The following is a 21,579-nucleotide window of genomic DNA, read 5'->3' as shown; positions in this document are numbered from 1 at the left end:
CATTGGCGTCGCCGCCTTCCCGCCCGCCGGCGTTCGCGGACATTCCGGTCCCCATCCACGCACCGTCACTCGGCAGCGCACCGGCTTTCACCGGATGTAGCAGCACGTCCGGACATCGGAACACGAGATCGCCACACTCGAAAATGTTGGCACACACGGAATCGGCACGCGCGACGGATCCGACTAGTACGGTATAGCCACCGCATTGCTGCGGTTTCAACGGGAGCGGTGCGAAAGGCGGGGCAGGATATGTTCGATCCGGTATCTTCGTCGACCGGAGTTGTTCCGTCGCAGGCTGATATGCCCGCTTCGGCACCGCGTGCCGGGCAACTACCGAGGTACCTTCGTCGGCTGCGCCTCGATGCCACGCCGTTGCTGACGGGCGATCTACTCGGCGTGTCGGCCGGGGCTGCGGTGAATCCGTTTGAGGACGAGCCGACTCTCGCGGATCGCTATCGCAGTGCCGAACCGATCGACTGGGAGGGCACCGCGGTCCACCCGCTCTACAGCGAGCAGTTGCCCACCGCCGCGACGGCTCTCACCGTCACCCTGCTGTCGGCCACACCTCCGGCCGGGTTGGCCGGAGTCGGTATCGGCCTGTCCATGGTCGACGGGTACATCGGTATCGACCGGCGGCGGTTGACCGGCGTCGATATCTGGCGCGACGCCCTCGAACGCGGGATCACCTTCGACCTGTCCGCGACCGCCCCGGGCGCACTCTTCGCGCTGACCCCGGTCTGGGCGAACGCGGCCGGTGAACCGCGATCCTGGTCGGGAAACTACGGGATCGTGGTCGAACACACCGATAGCGGGCGCACCGTTCTGTGGTGCAGCATGGGCGAGGGGCCACCGCATTTCGCCGATCTGGTGGTGGAGGTGCGCAGCACCTCGCTGGATCCACATCCACAACTGTTCGCTCCGGGCACCGGCGTCGTGCCGTCGGTATCGGTTCCCACCATCCGGCCGGATCCGGTACGCGCGGCGATCACCCCCGTACCCCTGGATCCGTTCGCGGCCGGGGTAGGGGTCCCGGATCGGTACGGAGCACAGACCCTCGAGTTCGGCGGAGACCCGGCGGTGGACAGCGCCGAGCCGGAGGGCTATCCGTGCAGTCTCGCGGACCTGGTTCTGCGCTCGCGGCACGCCGAAGGCTCCGATCTCCTCGCCGGGCCCCTGGACGCCGTCGACGACGTACTCGACTACTCGTCCCTCTTCGACGAGCCGATGCCCGATCATCCGGGGGACCTCGAATACTCCGGTCCGGCGACCCTGCTCACCGGGCCCGACCAGTGGTATACCCGCACCCTCGAGGAGGTCGCGGACCGGGATCCGGCCGGGCCACACGGCTGGGCCTTCTCCCCGGATCAGACCGGCCTCGTCCCGGTGATCAGTGGCGAAGATCTGCCGGATTACGGCCCGGAACCGTACCGGGCGCCACTGACCGACGGTGGCCCGTCGGTTTTCCCGTTGCCCGCGGTCTGTTTCGCCGCGTCACAGACCGCGCGATCCGAGCCGGAGAGCGAATTCATCCGCACCGGCGAACTTTCGACGGCAGACACCGTCGCCGATGGTTCACTGAGCCCGCTACCGGCCGCCGACAGCGGAGCCGCCGCCGAAACCCCGGATCGGCTGTACGGTCTCGGCGCAGCCTGGCATGCGAGCGGAGACGATGAGCAGGCCGCCCGATTGTGGGCCGAAGCCGCCCACGCCGGTCATCTCGGCGCCACCTACGACCTCGGCGAGCTCTACTATCGGCACGACGAACTCGACGCCGCCGAACGGTGGTGGCGGGTCGCGGCCGGACGCCGGCAGATCCGGGCCATGGCGAGCCTCGCCGATCTGCTGGAGCAGCGCGGGGCGGTCCCCGAAGCCCGGATGTGGCGCACCCAGGCAATCGCCGAAGAGGTCATCGCCAACGCCGCGCAGACCACGGACTCCTACCCGGTGCCGACCGCGGAGCTGTGAGCGGCGGCGATCCGGCGATTTCGCCGTGGGCGATCATTTCCGGCGACCTCGGCGGTCGAAGGTGGTGAATCTTCCGACAGGTCACCCCTTGACCTGAACTAATGTCGAGGTTGTTGAGTTCATGACTATGGAAACCACACGGCGAACCGGTACCGAAGTCGCGAATCGTCTGGACTTCGGCGACCACACGGTCCGGACCTTCGCGCAGCTGCTGGTGAACGTTCTGCTGGTGTCGTTCATCAACTACACCGTCTGGTTCGGCATAACGTTCTTCGTATACCTGCAGACACGTTCGGTATTCGCCACCGGGATGATCGCCGGGATCTTCCTGATCGCCATGGCCGGTACCGGAGTGTGGTTCGGCAGTATCGTCGACCACCATCGCAAGAAGAGTGTGATGCAGGTGTCCGCACTCGTCTCGCTGGGCATCTACGCGGTCGCGCTGGTCTACTACGTGATCACACCTGCCGAGGTGTGGCGTGATCCGGCGAACGTAGGGCTGTGGTTGTTCGTCGTCCTCGCGATGACCGGGGTGATCGCCGGGAGTCTGCGCACGATCGCGCTGCCCACCGTAGTGACCGCCATGTTCGACGAACGGGTCCGGGATCGCGCCAACGGGCTGGTCGGAACGACGACCGGCGTCTCCCATCTGATCACCTCGGTGGCCAGCGCGCTGCTGGTGGGATGGAACGGCATGCTGGGCATACTGATCCTGGCCGTCGCCGTGCTCACAGTCGCACTGACACATCTGCGTGGGCTGACCCTGCCGGATTCGCTGGCCCGGGCGGCCGCGGCGGACGAACCCCGGCGCGTCGACCTGCGCGGCACCGTCCGCGTCATCCGCGCGATTCCCGGAATGATCCCGCTCATCGTCTTCTCCGCGCTCAACAATCTGCTGTTCGGCGGGCTGATGGCACTGATGGACCCGTACGCGTTGTCGATGATGTCGGTACAGGCCTGGGGTGTCGTCTGGGGCGCGCTCAGTGGCGTGATGATCCTCGGCGGTCTCCTGGTGGCGCGCACCGGCACCTCGTCGAACCCGGTGCGGTTGATCCTGCTGATCAATCTCGCGCTGTGGGCGGTGATGCTGATATTCCCGATCCAGGATTCCGTGCTTCTGCTGATCGGCGGGATGGCCGTCTTCATGGCGCTCATGCCGTTCGCGGAAGCAGCCGAGCAGACGGTGCTGCAGAAGGTGGTGCCCTATCAGCGGCAGGGTCGCGTCTTCGGATTCGCCCAGAGCGTCGAACAGGCCGCGTCACCGCTGACCGCGTTCCTGCTCAGTCCGCTGACCCAGTTCTTCTTCATTCCGTTCATGAGCGACGGCGCGGGTGCGCGCTGGATCGGCGGCTGGTTCGGCACCGGCGAAGCCCGAGGTATGGCATTGGTTTTCGTACTGCTCGGCATCCTGGGTCTCGTGTTCACCGGCTTCGCGCTGGGAAGCAGCTACTACCGCCGCTTGAGCCGGAGTTACCGCGACGGGGGCGCGGTGGCCGATCCGGTGCCCGATATCGCTCATATCTCCGAAACCGTTGCTCTCGAACCGGATTCATATCTCGCGGAGCCGCTCGCCGCGACCGGTCAGCCGCGTGTGGTGCGATGCCCGCAGGCAGCGGGATCGGCCTGAGCCGGCGCCGGCAGCGTTTCGGCCGCCCGAAGACGAACCGAAAAAATAAGTGGACCGGCCGTAGCACCCGTCCTACAGTGGGCCGCTATGGGAACTTTGTGCAACGGGGTGTGCGCGATCGGCGCGTACTACATCCGGCCGCGCACGGCAGCTCGGACTCTGCCGGCGCACCCCGCACTCCACTGATCCGGCCGCGCCGTCCCCGCAGCGGGACCGTTCGGCTCTGAATCGATGCCGGTTCGATGGAACCGGCATCGACGCGATCACTCGGCGCCTCATATGCGCCGCCTCCTGCCCCGGCATGGGTCCGGGCGAATCAGCGTCTTTCGATTCGGCCCACTCCTCGGAGGATCCCCATGTCCCGCACTGCCCCGGGTCCGCGGACCCGCGTATCCGCGACCCGCAAGCGGTTGTCCCAGAACTTCCTCACCGATCCCCGGATCGCCCACCGGATCGTGCGCGCAGCCGGTATCGGCCCCGACGACCTCGTGCTCGAGGTCGGTCCCGGCGACGGTATGCTCACTCGCCACCTGCTGCCCATCGCCGCTCGGGTCGTCGCCTACGAGAAAGATCCGTACTATGCCCGAAGGCTCGCCGTCCGATACTCCGGCGACCATCGGATCCAGGTACGCAACCGGGATTTCCGCACCGTCGCCGCTCCGCACGAACCGTTCGCCGTCGTCGCCAATATCCCGTTCGCGGTCAGTACCGATATCCTGCGCTGGTGCTTGGCCGCACCGCGGCTGACCTCGGCTACCCTGCTCACCCAGTACGAATTCGCGCGCAAACACAGCGGCGACTACACGCGGTGGACCAAACTGACGGTCACCCACTGGCCGGAATCGGTACTCACACTGGGTGCGCGGATCGACCGGCGGGAGTTCTTTCCGGTGCCGCGAGTGGACGGCGCGGTGCTGCATATCGCGCGTCGCCCCACTCCCCTGGTCCCCGTCGCCGCCCGCGCCCGGTACCGGCGAATGGTCGAACTGGGGTTCTCCGGAGTCGGCGGATCTCTCGCCGCCTCGCTGCGCCGTGTTCACTCCGCCCGCGATGTGGACTCGGCCTGCGCCACCGCTGGGATAGCGAAGGATGTTCCCGTGGGGCTGGTCCCGCCCGACGCGTGGTTGGCGCTCTATCGGCGACTGCACGAGGCGCAACCGGCGGAGTAGGTGGTTGCGGGGACGAACCCGTACGGGATTCGTCCCCGTCGCCCTCGGTGGTTGTCCCGCCTACACCGGCCTGAATTCGCGATCGGCGATATAGGCCGGCCGCCGGGCCGGCGCGGCGAAAGGCTCCTCCAAGGCGTTCTCCACACTGTTGAACACCAGGAAGATATTCGACCGTGGGAACGGCGTGATGTTGTTGCCCGACGCGTGCATGATGTTCGAGTCGAACAGCAGCGCCGAACCGGCCGCACCGGTGAACTGGGTTATCCCGTACTTATGGGCCAGGTCGGTGATATCGGCCTGGCTCGGCACTCCGGTCTCCTGCTCACGCAGCGACTCCCGGTAGTTCTCCGCCGGCGTCGCGCCCTGGCAGGGCACGTATGTCCAGTGCGACCCCGGCATCACCATGAGACTGCCGTTGTACGGGTAGTTGTCGGTCAATGCGATGGACAGGCTCACCGCCCGAGGCGATGGCATACCGTCTTCGGCGTGCCAGGTCTCGAAATCGGAATGCCAGTAGAAACCGGTGCCGAATCCGGGCAGATAGTTGACCCGGCTCTGATGGATGTACACATCCGAACCCAATACCTGCCGGGCCAGGTCCACCACCCGGGATTCCCGCACCAGCTCCGCCACCGCCGGACTCAGTTTGTGCACCTCGAAAACCGAGCGCACCTGCTGCGACGATTTCTCCACGATGAGCCGGTCGTCACCACGCAAATCCGGATCGCTTGCCAGCCGGTCGATCTCGGTGACGTACTCGGCCACTTCCTCCGACGCCAGCAAGCGATCCATTATTGCGAAACCGTCGGTATCGAACGCAGCCAGCTCCGCGTTGCCGATCCGGCCCCACACCGTCGCGTCGTGCCGTTCCTGCAGCGGCAGACGCACGGCGGTTCTGGTCGGATAGCGATCGATCCGATTGTCTACCAACGTCGTTCGTCCTTCCTCTCAGTCGGCCGGAACGGCGATCAACGGATAAACGCCGTTCTCGTCGTGCACCTCCTGCCCGGTGACAGGAGGATTGAACACGCACAGCATCCGCATCCGTGTCCGCGTCCGCACCTCGTGCTTCTCGTGCCCGTTCAGCAAATACATGGTGCCCGGGGCGAGCTCGTAGGTGCGGTTGTTGGTCAGGTCGGTGAGAGTGCCTTCGCCCTCGACCAGCCAGACCGCTTCCACATGGTTCTGATAGTGGAAGACGTGGGTGGTATCGGGCTGGATGGTGGTCTCGTGGAACGAGAACCCGACCCCGTCGCCGCCCAGCACGATCCTCTTGCTGCGCCAGCTCTCGGCACCCACATCGCGGTCGGTGCCGGTGATTTCTTCGGTGGTGCGCACGATCATCTGGATAATCCCTTTCAGCTGCTGACGGTTTCGACGGCGTCGCTCAGAATGAGCAGACCCTGATCGAGTTCGTCATCGGCGATGGTCAGCGGCGGCAGCAGTTTGACGACTTCGTCGGACGCGCCCGAGGTCTCGGTCAACAGTCCGCGGTCGAACGCGACCTGGCACACCTTCCCGGCCTGCGAGGCGTCCTCGAAGACCAGCCCGTGCACGAGGCCGCGGCCCCGAGTGGACACCCCCGGCACGGCCGCGGCGATCTCCTCGAGCGCCGCGGCCACCCGCTTGCCCTTGGCGAGGGTGGACTTCTCCAATACATCATCGGACCAATAGTGCTCGAGCGCCACCTGCGCGGTCACAAAAGACGGATTGTTACCGCGGAAGGTTCCGTTGTGCTCACCGGGTGACCACACGTCGTGCTCGGGCTTGAGCAGCACCAGCGCCATCGGCAGGCCGTAGCCCCCGATCGACTTGGACAGAGTCACGATATCGGGCGTGATACCGGCCGATTCGAAGGAGAAGAACGGGCCGGTCCGGCCGCAGCCCATCTGGACATCGTCGACGATGAGCAGAATGCCGCGGGCCGAGCACAGCGAGGCCAGATGCCGCAGCCACTCGTCGCGGGCCAGGTTCACCCCGCCCTCACCCTGCACGGTTTCCACGATGACGGCGGCCGGACGGTCCAGGCCGGATGACGAATCGTCGAGCACCCGCTCCATCCACAGGAAGTCGGTGGTGGTGCCGTCGAAGTACCCGTCGTAGGGCATCGGGGTGGCGTGGTTGAGCGGTACACCGGCGCCCGCGCGCTTCATGGCGTTACCGGTGACCGATAGCGCGCCCAGGGTCATCCCGTGGAATGCATTGGTGAAGCTCAGGATGGTCTGGCGACCGGTCACCTTGCGAGCCAGTTTGAGAGCCGCCTCGACTGCGTTCGCGCCGGTCGGGCCGGGGAACTGGACCTTGTAGTTCAAGCCGCGCGGAGCCAGCAGGGTGTCGCGGACGGTTTCCAGTAATTTGCGCTTGGCGACCGTGGACATATCCAGGCCGTGCGTGATGCCGTCGCCCGCGATGTAGTCGATCAGCGCGGATTTCAGGATCGGGTTGTTGTGGCCGTAGTTCAGCGCACCCGCCCCGGCGAAGAAATCGAGAAAATCCTTACCGGCCTCGTCGCGTAACCAGGCGCCCTGCGCGGTGGTGAAGATTGTCGGCCAGGAACGGCAGTAGCCGCGGACATTCGATTCGATTTCGTCGAAGATCGTAGTTTCAGCGGCAATCATGAGTGATCCCTTTCGGATTTACGGGCGATCGGGGAAATGTGGTATAGATCCTCGGCTGCGTGACTGTCCGGGAAAACATCCGGTTCGAACAGTTCGCTGCGCACCATCTCGGCACCGCGGCGGCGAGCCAGCGAGGCGAACATGGCGATCGAGGCAGGATTATCGGGGGAAACGGTGGTCTCCAGCGCCTCGACGGCGCCGCCGGTCGGATGACCGGGCGCGGTGACGGTGGAAACCAGCCAGTCCAGCATGGCGACCCCCAGGCCGCGACCACGCTGGTCGGCGTCCACGGCAACCTGCCAGACGAACAGGGTGTCGGGTGCTTCGGGTCTCGAATAGCCGGTCACGAAGCCGACGACTCGGCCTTCGCTCTCGACGACCACCGACGTGGCGGCGAAATCGCGACACCACAGCAGGTAGGCATAGCTCGAATTGACGTCCAGAACCTGCGACTCGTCGGCGATCTGCCACAGTCGCGAGGCATCGGTGATCCGCGGTGCGCGCAGGACCACGCTGGTACTGGCGGGCTCCGCATCGGTCGCGGCAGAAGCGGTCGAGCCGGTGCCGGCGGCGCCGGCGGTCTGCGTGGACTCAGTTTGTAAAGACATACAACTCCGATGTCTGCGTGCAGTACTTTTCCAGGCTTACGAATTGACGTTGAGGTGACCTGGTCGAGTTCTTTACGATCGTGTTACAGGCTTGTTAAGTGACACCCTCCTATTGAATAACCGGAAGTCGGATGATGAAACGTGCTCCCCCACCGGGACGCTCGTCACATTCCACCCGGCCGTGGTGGATGGCTACGGTCTCGGCGACCAATGCCAGGCCGATACCCGTTCCACCGGTAGCGGAACGGCGGCCGGTACGCGAGGTCGCGAAACGCTCGAAAATGCGCTCGCGGTCCACCGGCGCGACTCCGGGCCCCGCATCGTCCACCTCCACGACGGCGTCACCGCCGTCGCGGCGCACTGTGACCGCGACCGCGCCCCCGCCGTGGCGGTCGGCATTCTTCAGCAGGTTCACCACCGCACGCTCGAGTTCGAGCTTACGACCGCGGACGGTGACATCGTCCCGGACGTCGAGTAATCGCGCCGGACGGTGGCTGTCGTGCAGCGTGTGCGCGACCAGTTCGCCCACCGACACCGGGTCCGCGGGCCCGTGGTGCATCCCGGCTTCGACCCGGGCCAGCGCCAGCAGATCGTCGAGCAGCCGACGGAGGTGGTCGACCTCGGCGCTCACCAACTCCAGCGCCCGCCGCGAACGTGGCGGCATTTCCTCGCGGTACCGGTTCAGTACATCCACCGCGGTGGTCAGCGTCGTCAGCGGGGTACGCAGTTCGTGACTGACATCACCGAAGAGCCGGTGCTCCCGGTCGATCCGCCGCTGCAACGATTCGACCATCCGGTTGAACGAATCGACCGTGCTCGCGAGATCCTGGTCGTTGCTGTGCGGCAAGCGGGTGTCCAGCTCACCGGAGGCGATCAGCGCAGCAGCAGCGGCGACGTCGTGCAGCGGTTTGAGCATCCGACGGCTCACCCAGACGCCGACTGCGGCACCGACCAGCGCGGCGACCATGGCGCATCCCAGCAGCAGTACAGGGCGGTGCTGGATCCGATCGCTGAAGGTCCGGCTCTCGTCACTGATGACGGCGAACACCCCCAGGACCAGAGCCAGCGCCATCAGACCGGAGGACGCCGCGAATGCGGTCGTCACCCGGCTGCGCAGGCCCCAGCCACCCGCATCGAGGCCGATACGAGTCGCGCTCGTCGCGCTGCCCATGACTTAGCGCTGCACGTCCAGCCGGTAACCGAGGCCACGAACGGTGACCACGATCTGCGGGTCGGACGGATCCCGCTCGATTTTGGTGCGCAACCGGCGCATATGGACGTCGACGATTCGCTCGTCGCCGAAGAATCCACGATCCCAGACGCGCTCGAGCAGGGCATCACGGCTCAGGACGCGGCCCGGCGCCTCGGCGAGTTCGCACAGCAACCGGAACTCGGTGATGGTCAGGTTGATCGCCTCGCCGCCGCGGCGCACCGAGCCCCCGTCCGGGGACAGGATCAACGGAAGGACGGGGTCGGCGTCGAGGACCACTTCGATCGGCATATCCCGCTCTACCGACAGCCGCGCTCGTCGGCGCAGCGCCCGCATCCGAGCAGTGATCTCCTTGATCTCGAAGGGCTTGGTGACGAAATCGTCCGCGCCGGCCTCCAGGGCGGCCACCACATCGTGGGTGTCGTCGCGGGCGCTCACCACGATGATCGGGACGTCGTGGTCACGGCGGATCTCGCGAATGCAGGTGAACCCGTCCATCCCGCCGAGCATCAGATCGACGATCATCACATCGGGCACACCGAAAGTGCGCAGGTGAATGAGCGCGGCCTCGGCTTCCTCAGCCTCCGCGACGTCGTAGCCCTCGTCCTCCATGGCCAGACGCAGGGCGCCTCTGACCCGGTCGTCGTCTTCCACGATCATCAGGTTCGCGCTCAATATTCATCCCTTGCAGACGCACGTGGCGTGCCGCGGCGCGGGTTTCGCATCCCCGTACCGACGCGACAGCCCGCTACTCAGCTTACTCGAGCAACCTTTCGGTTATACGAATAGCCAGAAGGCCTGCCGGATAAACCCCCGGAGTGAAATGCCTCACGTTCAGATGTCACCCGCGCGTTCCAGGCGGAAGAAATTGCTGGGTGTCCCATCGGCACGTAATTCCTGGTATCGGAAGGTCAGTTTCCGCGCGTCGAACGTGGCGAACCAGTCGGCCCAGCCGACCGGCTGCAGGACGGCACCACCGTAGTGCGGGAAGTCCAGACGCAGAACCCCCACCTCGCCGTCGTACTGACTGCCGGGCGTAGTCGCCGGATTCGCACCGCGCCGCTGAGCCCACTGGCGGATGACCTCATGATTCGTGGTGACCATGGTTGTTCCGGGAGCCGCGGACAGGCCACCCTTCATGACGAACCTCCTTGCGGTAGGTGCGTACGTGCTCTCTCCGGTGCGACCTTCGGTATTCGCACCGGCTTTCCCGTGTTGTACCCGACTTCGCACTCTTGCAAACACAGCGGACACCGAGATGTCCGCTGGAGACGCCGCACCGGCCGACGGCGGAATGTCCGATCCCGCACATTGCCCAGAGTTTGCCCAGGCCGGTTACCGGATCACCCGGCGAAGGGGATCGGCATCAGCGCGACCGTGATGTTATCGCTACCACCACAGACGACGGCGTAGTCGACGAGTACCCGCGCGCCCTCCGCGATCGACACACCGAGCGCACGCTCGGCCAGCTCGGCCGGGCCGGGGAGATAGTTCCACAGCCCGTCGGTGCACAGCAGCAGCACACCGGAACCATCCGCGAAATAGGTGCGGATACTGTCCGCGGACCAGGGCTGCTGACCGGCATCGGCCCCCAGCCAGCGCATCAACGTATGTGCCCGAGGATCGGCCATGGCGGCCCGCTCGTCCATGGCGCCGGCCTCGACCAGCGTCTGCGCCCAGGAGTCGTCGACGGTGAGTTTCTGCGAACCCACGAGCGGCGCCGGATGGCCGGGCCGGGCCGGTTGCTCGGCGGCCGGCTCACCGGCCGCCAGCCAGTAGGCGCGACTGTCGCCGATGTTCGACACAGTCACCGAGATCCGGCCTCCGGGTTCGGTGCGCACGATCGCCGAGACATAGGTGCACGACGGCGCGTCCCCGTCCGGGCCGACGAGATTACGGACCGCCTCCGACGCCGCCGCCATCCCCGCGGCACTGGCCTCCTCGGCGGTCCGATCGCCCGCGAGCGCCGCCAGACAGGCATCCGCCCCGGTCCGCGCGGCGGTGCCCGAGGCGGCCTGCGGATCCGGCGACGACGAGACTCCGTCGCAGACCACCAGCACGATGATCTCCGGCTGCCCCTTGTCATCGGGTACGACCGCGGCTGCCACGGCGTCCTCGTTGCGCGCGTGCAGGATTCCACGATCGGTGACCAGGCCCACCACACCCAGATCGGCCTCGAACCGATCCTGGACACGATGCGGATGCTCGCAGGCGGGACAGCGTGGACCCCGGCTCTGCGTCCCGCAGTTCACACAGACCACCTCGGCGAATTCGTCGTCGGGCAGTGCGACCCGATGAATACCGGAGACCAGCGATTGCCGCGGCACCGTGGCCTCGGCGGCCGCGGCGCGGCGGCGGGTATCCATCGTTTCCCGTACCCGCGGGACCGGTTCGGTCACCGCATCGAGAAATTCCGCCGGGTCGGCGCCTCCGGCGTTCGCGTCAGGGTTCATCCGGCCGCCACATTCATGAGTAGTTTCCGGTGCTCGCGATTCCGGATATCCCGGGTCCGCACACCGTCCCCCTTCGTTCGACCCGTTCCGTACTGACGATCGAAGATAGTACGCGGCATGTCGGCGAGCGAGTTCACCCGCGTTCCCCCACCGCACGCACCGCTTTGCGCGCCGCTACCAGCACCGGATCCCATACCGGCGAGAAAGGTGGCGCGTACCCCAGATCCAGTGTGGTCATCTGCGCCACCGTCATTCTCGCGGTCAATGCCACCGCGGCGATGTCGACCCGCTTACCCGCGCCTTCGCGACCCACTATCTGCACCCCGAGCAGTCTGCCGGTGAACCGTTCGGCCAACATCTTGACCGTCATCAGCGGGGCATCAGGGAGATATCCGGCACGGCTGGTGGATTCGATCGTGGCCGTAACGTATTGCAGGCCCGCAGCATGCGCGTCCTTCTCCCGCAGGCCCGTTCGCGCCACCTCGAGATCGCATACCTTGCTGACCGCGGTGCCGACCACGCCGGGGAAGGTCGCATAACCGCCACCGATATTGGCGCCGATGATCTGACCGTGCTTGTTCGCGTGGGTCCCGAGTGCGATATGCCTGCGCATCCCGGACACCAGATCCAGCACTTCCACGCAGTCCCCGCCCGCCCAGATGTTCTCGTACCCGATCACTCGCAGGGCCGTATCCGTCAGCAAGCCGCCGTGGTCACCGAGCGGCAATCCGGCCGCCTCGGCGAGCGTCGTCTCGGGAACCACGCCGATCCCGAGAACAACCACATCCGCCGGATATTCGCGTCCGGCAGCGACCACCGCCCGGGCGTGGCCGTCATCCCCGGTACGGATCTCGGTGACCGCACTGTCGCCGATCACCGTCACGTCCAGACCGCGCAGCGCCTCGCGCACCAGCGCGCCCATATCCGGGTCCAGCGTCGACATCGGCTCACGGCCGCTGTGCACGATGGTGACCTGGTATCCGCGCCGGATCAGCGCCTCGGCCATCTCGACGCCGATATAACCGGCCCCCACCACGACGGCCCGGCGGCCGGTACCGGCCGATAGCGCCGCGATCAGCGTCTCGCCGTCGTCGAGCGTCTGCACCCCGTGGACTCCGGGTGCGTCGATCCCGGGCAGCGGGGGGCGGATCGGCCGCGCGCCTGTCCCCAGGACGAGGTGGTCGTAATCGGTCCAGGTCTCGATGCCGGTGGCCGAGTCGCGGCTCCGCAACCGCCCGCCGGCCACATCGAGTTCCACGACCTCATTGCGCAGCCGGACATCGATACCGCGGGCCCGGTGCTCCTCGGGCGTGCGGGCGATGAGGTCGTCACGCGCGCGCACATGGCCGCCCACCCAGTACGGGATACCGCAAGCCGAGTAGGAGGTGAAGTGCCCACGTTCGAACACTACGATCTCCAGATCCGAGGTCTCCCGGAAACGCCGCGCCTGGGCGGCAGCCGACATTCCCGTCGCATCACCGCCGACGATCACCAACCGCTCGGTCATGAGATCAAACTACCCAGCCGAGGGGCGGGTGATACCCGGACCGGCTCCCACCCCGTGGTGGCACCGGCGCCGGAGCCACCGATGCCCCACCCGGGAGCTCTCCGACATCGTCGAGCGAACCGAGTTACGCGTGTCAGGCGGACCGGGTGCCGATCAGCGGTAACCGGCCCAAGGCGCCACCGGATCGGTGCCCGGAGATGGCGGTTTCGGCGCCGTCGTTGTCGGTGAAGGTCATGACGCCGTCTTCGATCGGGCTCTTGCGCAGGTAGGCGCGGTCCCGGAAATAGCTGTTGACCACCTTCCACGGGCCCCCGGTACCCTGACGCGGCATTACCGCGTCGCCGCGCTGGATATAGCCGGAACTCAGCGCGCCGCCCATCACCGAGACTTCGGAACGATCGGAAGCCTCGGCTCGGACCACGAACCGCGTGTATCCCTTGTCGCGCATCCGGTTGAGCACTCGGCTGAAGTACTCGGCAGCCAGATCGGCTTTGAGGGTCCAGGAGGCATTGGTGTATCCGAGAACCATCAGCGCGTTGGGAACCCCGTCGAGCAGCGAACCCTTGTACATGACCCGGTCCCGGGTCACGACCGGTTCACCGTCGACTTCGAGGGTGACACCGCCGAGGATCTGGATGGTCAGTCCGGTGGCGGTCACGACGATATCGGCCTCGATCTCCTCACCTGAGGAAACCCGGATTCCGGTCTCGGTGAAGGTCTCGATGGTATCGGTGACCACCGAAGCGTCACCCCGCCGCAACGCCTTGAACAGATCGCCGTCCGGTACCACGCACAGGCGCTGGTCCCACGGTGCGTATTCAGGGGTGAAGTGGCGCATGTCCACGCCTGCACCCACCGCCATCCGCACCCATTTCAGGAACATCTGCCGGGCCAGCTTCGGTTGCCGGCGCGACAGCTGGTAGCTGGCCTGCTGGACCGCGATATTGCGGGCCCGGCCGACCCGGTAGGTGAGCCCGGCGGGCGAGCCGACCTTCGTCATCCCGAGCGCGACGGGGTCCTCGCCGGGGATGGAGGCGATATAGGTGGGCGAACGCTGCAACATGGTCACGTGCGCGGCCTCGCCGACCATCGACGGCACCAGGGTGATGGCGGTGGCACCGCTGCCGATCACGACCACCTTCTTGTCGCGGTAGTCCAGATCCTCGGGCCAGTGCTGTGGATGCACGATCCGGCCGGTGAACGCGTCCTCGCCGGGGAACGAGGGACGATGACCGTTGTCGTAGTCGTAGTAGCCGGTGGCGCCGACCAGGAAGGTGCCGGTCCAGGTTTCCTCGGCGCCGGTCGCTTCGTCGAGTACCCGCACGGTCCATCGGTTGTCCGGGGTGGACCAGTGTGCCGAGACGACCTTGCGACCGAAATGGATATTCGGTGTCACTCCGTATTCGTCGGCGGTTTCGCCGATGTAGCGGCGGATACCGGCGCCGTCGGCGAGCATGCGGGTACCGCGCCACGGCCGGAAACCGTAGCCGAAGGAGTACATATCGGAGTCGGAGCGGATGCCCGGGTAGCGGAACAGGTCCCAGGTCCCGCCGACGGCGGTGCGGCGCTCCAGCACCGCGTAACTGCGGCGGGTTTTCTCTTTCTCCAGGTGGCAGGCCACATCGATACCGGACAGACCGGCTCCGATGATCAATACGTCGACATGCCGCGTCATTGCGTTCCTCGTCTGCTCGTCCCGGGGTCGTCGCCAACCGCGGCAAACACACCTTTTAGGTGTAACCGCCATTAGGCGTAACCGAGAGTACATGACACTTTGTCGACCCCGAGTCCCGACGGAACCCCGCTATACCACCTTCCTATGATCTAAAACACAGCCTTCCGCTGCTGGAATCACTGCTCGCCGCATCGGCCCGCCAACTGATCGAAATGAACCGCGAGCACCGCGCGGGCCGCTGAACGACCAGCGTGCGGCGTACCCGGACAACCGGTCGCACGACATCACGGGGACTCAACTGCAGACGACCGCCGCAGTCGCCACACCGGCGAACGAGACGACCGCAGCCGATGCCGCCACCGATACACCTCGCCACCCGGCGAAACCCGCCGCCCGGTCACGCGACCGGATCGACTCACCACCCCGGGGCCGCCGACCGTTCCGGGCCCGGCGCCCGAGCGCGCCGAGGGTGATCAACACTGTCGCGATCAGCATTACGCGCTCCTCATGCCCCGGTCGCGGGGAACGCGACGCCCATCCGGAGCGGAAGCGACCTTCCCCGGCAGGGGCACGATCCGCTCTCGCAGCAAACTCTCCGCCGTATCCCGGACCGTCACCCCCACCGGCCGCATCGTCCACCCCAGTTCCCGGTGGGCCCGAGCGGCACTCACCCGTTCGATCTTCCCCAGCGCCGGGACCGTGAGCCGCAGCCCGCGGTCGAACACCGCCACCAGGCGCACCAGCGGGCTGGGCAGAGCACGGGTGGCGATCCGGAACCCACGCGGTCCGTACTCCGCGGCCAGCACTCGCGCCATATCCTGCATCCACACATGCTCACCGGCGCAGATGTATCGATTGCCGGCCGCGCCCGCTGTCTCCAGCGCCAGACGGTGCGCGACCGCGAGATCCCGGACATCCACCACCGACCATCCGACCCGCGGCGACCCCGGGACGGCGCCGGCCAACAGTCGGCGCACCGGCTCGTGCGATGTACTCGTCTCCGGTGCCAGCAGCGGCCCGAGAACCATTCCCGGATTCACCACCACCAGTTCGAGACCCCGCACCGTGGGCAGCGACTCGGCGAATTCCCAAGCGGCCCGCTCGGCCAGCGTCTTACTGCGCTGATAAGCGGGACTACGTTCGACGACGGTCCAATCGGCCTCGGTCCGGATCCCATCGTCCAGGTGACCGTGGGCGATTGCGGCGATGGAGGACGTCAAGACCACCCGCCGCACCGCGGGAGCGTCAGCCGCCGCCCGTAACACCCGCAGCGTTCCGTCCACTGCGGTGCGGATCAACTCGCCCTCATTGTCGGGCGGGGCCGACGGGAAAGGTGATGCCACATGCAACACCTGCGTACAGTCGGAAACGGCTTCGGACCAGCCGTCGTCGGCGTTCAGATCGGCCGCGACGAATTCGAGGTCGCCGCCCACCCGGGTGGCGTACTCCGCAAGGTGCGCGCGTTTGCCGGTATCGGCGAGGTCGCGCACGGTGCCACGGACCGCGTACCCGTGATCCAGAAGTTCGACGATGACATGACCGGCGACGAATCCCGTCGCGCCGGTAACGAGTACCCGTGTGTTCATTTCCACCTGTCCCGGTGTCGGAGGGCAAATTATCTAAACGGTGCTCAGTTAATCTAAGCATTGCATAGATCTGCTGTCCAGCCCCGATCCGGGCAACGAACGCAACTCGCTTACCCTCAGAAGGTGACCCGGACCTCCTACCACCACGGCGCCCTTCGCGAGGCCCTGCTGGCCGCTTGTCTGCGGCTCATCGAAACGGAGGGCATCGCGGCGGTGAGCCTGCGGAGGGTCGCCCGGGAAGCCGGGGTGAGTTCCGGCGCCCCCTATCACCATTTCGCCGATCGCGCCGCACTCCTGGCAGACCTCGCCACCCAGGGATTCCGGCTGCTCACCGACCAGCTCACCGCCGCCCGCGCCACAGCCGAGTCCCCCAGCTCGGCACTCGTCGCGCTGGAACAGGGCTATATCCGCTTCGCCAGAGACCAACCGGGCTATTTCCGGCTCATGTTCCGCCCGGAGCTGTCGCAGCCGGAGAAGCATCCCGATACCCGCGACGCCGGCGAAGCCGCGTTCGGCGTGCTGGCCGACGCCGTCGCTGCCTGCGTAGCCACCGGTGAACTCGCGCCGGAGCGCGCCGCGCCGACCACCGTCACGCTCTGGGCACTCGGACACGGCCTCGCATCACTGTGGCTCGACGGTCAACTCGACAAGCGCGGCAGCCTCTTCGACACCACGGCAACGGCCCTGGTCGATTCGGTTCTCGACGGCATCACCGGTTTCCTCGGCACCGAAGGGCCACCGCCGACCCGGCCGCCGCGGTGACCCGATCCGTCAGCGCGGCCTTCCCGGATCAGCCACAGCTCTTCGGCCCGATACGCCACCTCTGATACCGGCCCGGATGACGGGGTATGCCCGGAATAGAGTGGACCGGACCCGGGTCTGCCTGCTGCCGACCCGAGCCGACCAGGAGGATTGTTTTCGATGAACGCCACGAAAGCCCGCGCAGGCCTGATGATCGCGGCCGCCGTGCTCGCACTGGCCGGCTGTACCGAGATCGAGCGGGTGATGAACAAAGGCGGTGATACGCCGTGCCGCGAGTACGTCCAGCAGGACCAGAAGACTCAGCGCGTCACCATCACCAAGTTCCTGGAGGAGCAGCGGGGCGGGGAACCGACCGGTACGAACGTGGATCTGTCCATCGCGGCGGTCAATGCGTTGTGCAGCGTCCAGGCCAATGCCGACACTCCGATCGAGCGGGCCGACGTCGCCGGTATCTTCATTCGGAAATAGACTGCAGCACAGTAGATTCGAAATCGGTCACCGGCGCTGCGGGCAAACCACCGCGGCGCCGGACGGCACCGACCGGAACAGCGCCATACCACAGTCGTTTTCGGCGAACCATGGACACCCTCTCGCTCCGGCGCGCGCAATACGCAAGAATGTGTTCGCAAAAGTGCCGGCCGCCGTGAGCCGGCGTATCGGACAGCGGCGGACCGGATTACCGGGCCCTGTTCGACTCGGGGCCGGACGCGATGTGCAAGGGAGCGATATGTTTCATCGAATCTATTCGGTAGCGCCACCGCGGTGCCGCAGCACACGGGGCTGTTGATGGCATATCGCAGCGACCGGGTCGCGGTGACCGATCGCGCCCGCAACGCGCTACGCGAGTTGATCGAACAGCACGGACCGATCCTGCTGTACCTTCCGCACCGCGACCTCACCGAACCACAGCCGGCCTGGCTGCCGATCCGCGATTTCCGTGCCGCCGAGGGCGATACGCTCTTCGGCCGCCTGGCGTGGCATACCGAGCTGTGGATGAGCGCGGCCGCGTATACCCGCTTCGAACGCGAACACCTCACCGTGGATGTCCCCGCCGACGCCGGTCCGGCGCCGGGCAGCGAATCCACCGGCGGGCCGGATTCGGAAGGATCCGCGATCTTCCTGCTCCGCGCCCGCCGGCTCAGTGCCGCGGAAACCGCCGCCCTCGACGGCCGCAGAAGAGGCGGCCGCGGCACCACCGGCTGAACCGGCAGGCGCGCCCAGCGGGCCTTACCCGTTTCGGCCTGGATCACATCCATCAACGCCGCGCGCTGCGCCACGATCAGCGACCGGTACCGGTGCAGTACCCGGGCGCGTTCGGATACCGGACGCTCCGCCCAATGGATCTGCGCGGCGCGAGCCCGGGAACCGGCCGCGACGACGTCCTCGGCCGTACCGACCGGTACCGAACCCAGCGGGCGCCCGGTGAAAACCTCCTCGATCACACTGGGTGGCCGCGAGGTGAGGACTGATCTTCGCAGGGTGAACCGGCCGACTACCGCGACGCCACTCCATATATGCCGGATCGGTGTCAAAGTGAGTCCTGTTCAATGGGATTCGATGTGCAAGAAACCTGGTGAACGGCTACTTTGTGGCGATGTTCAGAGCGAGGCTCGGTGTCCGCGCCCGGATCCTGGCCATCGCACTCATCCCGAGTCTGACCCTGTTGGTGGCCGGTGTGGGTGCGACGGGCTATCTGATCGACCAGGGACAGCACAACCGGCAGGTGACCGAGGCGTTACGCGAGGTTTCGGGCCCCACTCGCGATGTCTACGAGGTGGTCCAGAACGAGCGCCGCCTCACTTTGGCGCAGCTGGCCGGTGACCCCAGTGCGGCCGCCGCACTCGCTGCCGTCCGGCCCGACACCGAACAGGCACTGCGTGAACTGGCCACGGGAGCACAGCGGATCCAGGAGCTACAGCCCGAGGAGATCACCGACGACGTCGGTTCCTTCACTACCCTCACTCAGCAGCTCGGCAATATCCGCAGCGCTGTCGACGCCCGCGCGGTGCCGACCGGCGACGCCTATACCTTCTATGTCCGGGTCCTCGACGCCTTCAGTATCGGCGCCCAGCTCTCGAACACCTTCGAACAGAATCCGGAGGCGGTCGGCCAGCTGAGCCTCGTCTCCCGCATCATGCACGCACTGGAGGCGGCCTCACGCAGCCACGCCCTGGCCGGCGCGGCACTGCGCACCGGTAATCCCGTGGCACTGCCCGAGGAATACATCCAGCAAACGGGCTTCTACCACGTCGAGACCACGCTACTGGCCACCCAACTGGAACCGGAGATCGGCGAACGGTTGCGTGCCCTGGTCGAAAGCCCGGAGTGGCGGCTCCTGGACCGCACGGAGAACACCCTCATCGCACGCAGCGTCCCTGGCGCCGATTCCGCGGCCACCACCACCGGGCTCACCCCGGGCCAGCTGACGGCCTGGCAGGCGGCGGCCGACCACGTCAACCAGGAAATGCTGAACCTCTGGGACGACCAGAACCGGCTCATGCAAGAGATCTCGCTGGACGCGGCGGCCCGGACCACCAATCAGTCGCTGCTGATCGGCCTCGCGGTGCTGGTGGTCTCCGCAGCGGTCTTCGGGGTCTCGCTGGTGCTGGCCAACCGGTTCATCCACCGCCTGGTCCGATTGCGCGACCATACGCTGGCACTGGCCGACGAGCGGCTACCCGATATGCTCGAACGCCTGCGCGCGGGAGAGGACATCGACGAAACCGAGGCCGCCGCGAAGCTCGACTTCGGCCGCGATGAACTCGGCGCCGTGGCCACCGCCTTCGAGCACGCCCACGCCGTGGCTGTCAACGCCGCGATCACCGAGGCCCGCACTCAGGAGGGTGTCCGGGCGATCTTCCTGAACATCGCCCATCGCAGCCAGATCGTGGTCCACAAACAGCTCGAGATACTCGACGACGCCGAACGGCGCGAAGAGGACCCGGCAATGCTGGACATCCTGTTCAAACTCGACCATCTGGCCACCCGCGAACGCCGCAACGCCGAGAACCTCACCATCCTCGGCGGCGGGAAGCCCGGTCGGCAGTGGCGTGCTCCGGTACCCCTGGTCGACCTGGTACGCAGCGCGGTCGGAGAAACGCAGGACTACACACGGGTGCGACTGGCCCGACTCCCCGAGCTCCGGATCGCCGGCAACGCTGTCGGCGACCTCATCCACCTGCTCGCCGAACTCGTCGACAACGCCACCTCGTTCTCCCCGCCGCAGTCCCGGGTCCAGGTCACCGGTTCGGTCATCGGCAAGGGTGTGGCCGTCGAGATCACCGATCAGGGCATGGGGATCCCCGAGGACAACCGCGACCGGCTCAACGAACTCTTGGAGAACCCGCCGAATTTCGAGGTCGCGTCCCTGCAGAAGGACTCGCGGCTGGGTATCTTCGTCGTCGCACAACTGGGGGCCCGCCACGGCGTCTCGGTGCGGCTGTGGGAATCGGAATACGGCGGTGTCCGGGCAGTGGTCATCGTGCCCGGTACGCTGCTGACCGATCCAGCCCAGGAAACGACCCCGCTGACCGGTTTGCGACCCGCGTCGACCGGTCCGGACGGCGGGCCGGAGAACCGAACCGAGCCCCTTCCCGAAACCTCCGCGATCGCGACACTGCTCGCCGACCGGCCCGGGGAATCGGACCCCGTCGACGAGCCGGCCGGTGCGGTGACCGCGGCGCCGGATACCCGGCCGGAAGCCGCGGAGACGACCGCCGAAACGGCCGTGCTGCCCGACGGTCGTCCGGCTTTACCCCGCCGCAGCAGGCAGGCTAAAGTCGCACCGCGACCAGAAGTTTCGGACGCCCCCCAGACCGCAACGGCGCGGGCCCGTTCGGCCGAACAGGCCCGGGATCTGATGGCGGCGATCGAAAACGGCACCCGGCAGGGTCGCAGGCCGTTGCCCGCCGCAGAATCCGGTGCCGGGAACCCGGTGTCGGACGGCGCATCCCCGGATGAACAGGAAGGCTAAGTGTCCACTTCCACACAAGGTGACCTGAACTGGCTGCTCGACGACCTCGTCGAGCGACTCGCGGGGGTCCGCCTCGCAGTCGTACTGTCCACCGACGGAATGCTGCTGGGCCACTCCTCGAAAATGGACCGCACCGAGGCGGAGCATTTCGCCGCGATGTCGTCCACCCTGCACGGTCTGGCGCGCAGCGCCGGCGCGCGGTTCGAAGGTGGTGCCGTGCGGCAGGCCGTGATCGAACTCGATCGCGCCGTCCTGTTCGTCACCTCGGCCGGTGACAACGCCTGCATCGCCGTACAGGCCGCTGCGGACGCCAATCTCGGCATGGTGGCCTACGAGATGAACCTCACCGTCCAGCGGGTCGGCAGCCATCTGTCGACCGGCTCCCGCGGTGGGGCCGGGGCCGAACCCAAGTAACCGCGGGAACAG

The 21,579-nt window shown here is 66.8% G+C and carries 20 protein-coding genes and 1 pseudogene; 8 read left to right on the top strand and 13 right to left on the bottom strand.

All coding sequences use genetic code 11. The annotated features are described in order from the left end of the window. The first annotated feature begins 300 nt into the window (after positions 1 to 300). The 3 genes from OG405_RS07785 to erm all read left to right on the top strand — a co-directional run bounded on the left by OG405_RS07785 (position 301) and on the right by erm (position 4,761). Positions 301 to 1,965 (top strand): hypothetical protein, encoded by a 1,665-nt coding sequence (locus OG405_RS07785; RefSeq protein ID WP_327150937.1) that lies wholly within the window; start codon positions 301 to 303, stop codon positions 1,963 to 1,965. A gap of 121 nt (positions 1,966 to 2,086) precedes the next feature. Continuing rightward, positions 2,087 to 3,592 (top strand): MFS transporter, encoded by a 1,506-nt coding sequence (locus tag OG405_RS07780; protein ID WP_327150936.1) that lies wholly within the window; start codon positions 2,087 to 2,089, stop codon positions 3,590 to 3,592. Between the two features lie 356 nt (positions 3,593 to 3,948). Beyond that, positions 3,949 to 4,761, top strand: a complete 813-nt coding sequence (gene erm, locus OG405_RS07775; RefSeq protein WP_327150935.1) for a 23S ribosomal RNA methyltransferase Erm — start codon at positions 3,949 to 3,951, stop codon at positions 4,759 to 4,761. 60 nt (positions 4,762 to 4,821) lie between these two features. On the opposite strand, the gene thpD is transcribed toward erm, so the two are convergent. The 12 genes from thpD to OG405_RS07715 form a co-directional block, all read right to left on the bottom strand. Continuing rightward, the gene (gene thpD, locus OG405_RS07770) at positions 4,822 to 5,691 is read right to left on the bottom strand and encodes an ectoine hydroxylase (RefSeq protein ID WP_442790675.1); all 870 of its coding nucleotides are present in this window, start codon (positions 5,689 to 5,691) and stop codon (positions 4,822 to 4,824) included. Between the two features lie 18 nt (positions 5,692 to 5,709). Continuing rightward, the gene (locus tag OG405_RS07765; RefSeq protein ID WP_327150934.1) at positions 5,710 to 6,105 is read right to left on the bottom strand and encodes an ectoine synthase; all 396 of its coding nucleotides are present in this window, start codon (positions 6,103 to 6,105) and stop codon (positions 5,710 to 5,712) included. Between the two features lie 14 nt (positions 6,106 to 6,119). Further along, the gene (gene ectB, locus OG405_RS07760; protein ID WP_327150933.1) at positions 6,120 to 7,379 is read right to left on the bottom strand and encodes a diaminobutyrate--2-oxoglutarate transaminase; all 1,260 of its coding nucleotides are present in this window, start codon (positions 7,377 to 7,379) and stop codon (positions 6,120 to 6,122) included. Further along, a complete protein-coding gene (ectA, locus tag OG405_RS07755) occupies positions 7,376 to 7,987 on the bottom strand; it encodes a diaminobutyrate acetyltransferase (protein WP_327150932.1) in 612 nt (203 codons plus the stop codon). Before ectA ends, ectB begins: the two co-directional genes overlap by 4 nt. A gap of 109 nt (positions 7,988 to 8,096) precedes the next feature. Next, positions 8,097 to 9,158, bottom strand: coding sequence for a HAMP domain-containing sensor histidine kinase (locus tag OG405_RS07750; RefSeq protein ID WP_327150931.1), 1,062 nt, complete (start codon positions 9,156 to 9,158; stop codon positions 8,097 to 8,099). Positions 9,159 to 9,161: 3 nt separating this feature from the next. Continuing rightward, on the bottom strand, positions 9,162 to 9,872 hold the full coding sequence (locus OG405_RS07745) for a response regulator transcription factor (protein ID WP_327150930.1): 711 nt from the start codon (positions 9,870 to 9,872) through the stop codon (positions 9,162 to 9,164). Between the two features lie 159 nt (positions 9,873 to 10,031). Next, positions 10,032 to 10,337 carry a hypothetical protein gene (locus OG405_RS07740; protein ID WP_327150929.1) on the bottom strand — a complete coding sequence of 102 codons (306 nt, stop codon included), beginning with the start codon at positions 10,335 to 10,337 and terminating at the stop codon, positions 10,032 to 10,034. 203 nt (positions 10,338 to 10,540) lie between these two features. After that, a complete protein-coding gene (locus tag OG405_RS07735) occupies positions 10,541 to 11,650 on the bottom strand; it encodes a PP2C family protein-serine/threonine phosphatase (RefSeq protein WP_327150928.1) in 1,110 nt (369 codons plus the stop codon). Between the two features lie 133 nt (positions 11,651 to 11,783). Beyond that, positions 11,784 to 13,157, bottom strand: coding sequence for an FAD-dependent oxidoreductase (locus tag OG405_RS07730; RefSeq protein WP_327150927.1), 1,374 nt, complete (start codon positions 13,155 to 13,157; stop codon positions 11,784 to 11,786). A gap of 133 nt (positions 13,158 to 13,290) precedes the next feature. Continuing rightward, the gene (locus OG405_RS07725; RefSeq protein ID WP_327150926.1) at positions 13,291 to 14,832 is read right to left on the bottom strand and encodes a flavin-containing monooxygenase; all 1,542 of its coding nucleotides are present in this window, start codon (positions 14,830 to 14,832) and stop codon (positions 13,291 to 13,293) included. A 294-nt stretch (positions 14,833 to 15,126) separates the two neighbouring features. Next, on the bottom strand, positions 15,127 to 15,327 hold the full coding sequence (locus OG405_RS07720) for a hypothetical protein (RefSeq protein ID WP_327150925.1): 201 nt from the start codon (positions 15,325 to 15,327) through the stop codon (positions 15,127 to 15,129). After that, positions 15,327 to 16,418: an SDR family oxidoreductase gene (locus tag OG405_RS07715; protein ID WP_327150924.1), complete on the bottom strand. Its 1,092-nt coding sequence runs from the start codon at positions 16,416 to 16,418 to the stop codon at positions 15,327 to 15,329. The genes OG405_RS07720 and OG405_RS07715 overlap by 1 nt, the downstream gene beginning before the upstream one ends. Before the next feature lie 123 nt (positions 16,419 to 16,541). On the opposite strand from OG405_RS07715, the gene OG405_RS07710 reads away from it, so the two are divergent. The 3 genes from OG405_RS07710 (at position 16,542) to OG405_RS07700 (ending at position 18,383) form a co-directional block, all read left to right on the top strand. Then, a complete protein-coding gene (locus tag OG405_RS07710) occupies positions 16,542 to 17,180 on the top strand; it encodes a TetR/AcrR family transcriptional regulator (protein ID WP_327150923.1) in 639 nt (212 codons plus the stop codon). A 159-nt stretch (positions 17,181 to 17,339) separates the two neighbouring features. After that, a complete protein-coding gene (locus OG405_RS07705; RefSeq protein WP_327150922.1) occupies positions 17,340 to 17,648 on the top strand; it encodes a hypothetical protein in 309 nt (102 codons plus the stop codon). A 294-nt stretch (positions 17,649 to 17,942) separates the two neighbouring features. Continuing rightward, positions 17,943 to 18,383: a DUF779 domain-containing protein gene (locus OG405_RS07700; RefSeq protein WP_327150921.1), complete on the top strand. Its 441-nt coding sequence runs from the start codon at positions 17,943 to 17,945 to the stop codon at positions 18,381 to 18,383. 11 nt (positions 18,384 to 18,394) lie between these two features. Here OG405_RS07700 and OG405_RS07695 read toward each other — a convergent pair. Continuing rightward, positions 18,395 to 18,658: pseudogene (locus tag OG405_RS07695) on the bottom strand (aldehyde dehydrogenase family protein); the annotation flags it as partial. 116 nt (positions 18,659 to 18,774) lie between these two features. Between OG405_RS07695 and OG405_RS07690 the strand changes: the two are divergent. After that, on the top strand, positions 18,775 to 21,153 hold the full coding sequence (locus OG405_RS07690; protein WP_327150920.1) for a sensor histidine kinase: 2,379 nt from the start codon (positions 18,775 to 18,777) through the stop codon (positions 21,151 to 21,153). Beyond that, complete coding sequence (locus tag OG405_RS07685) at positions 21,154 to 21,567, top strand: roadblock/LC7 domain-containing protein (protein ID WP_327150919.1); 414 nt, start codon at positions 21,154 to 21,156, stop codon at positions 21,565 to 21,567. Positions 21,568 to 21,579 lie beyond the last annotated feature (12 nt).

The organism is Nocardia sp. NBC_01329, from assembly GCF_035956715.1.
GTDB lineage: Bacteria > Actinomycetota > Actinomycetes > Mycobacteriales > Mycobacteriaceae > Nocardia.
Note: the sequence above shows the minus strand (reverse complement) of the source record. Positions and strands in the feature narration are given on the sequence as shown.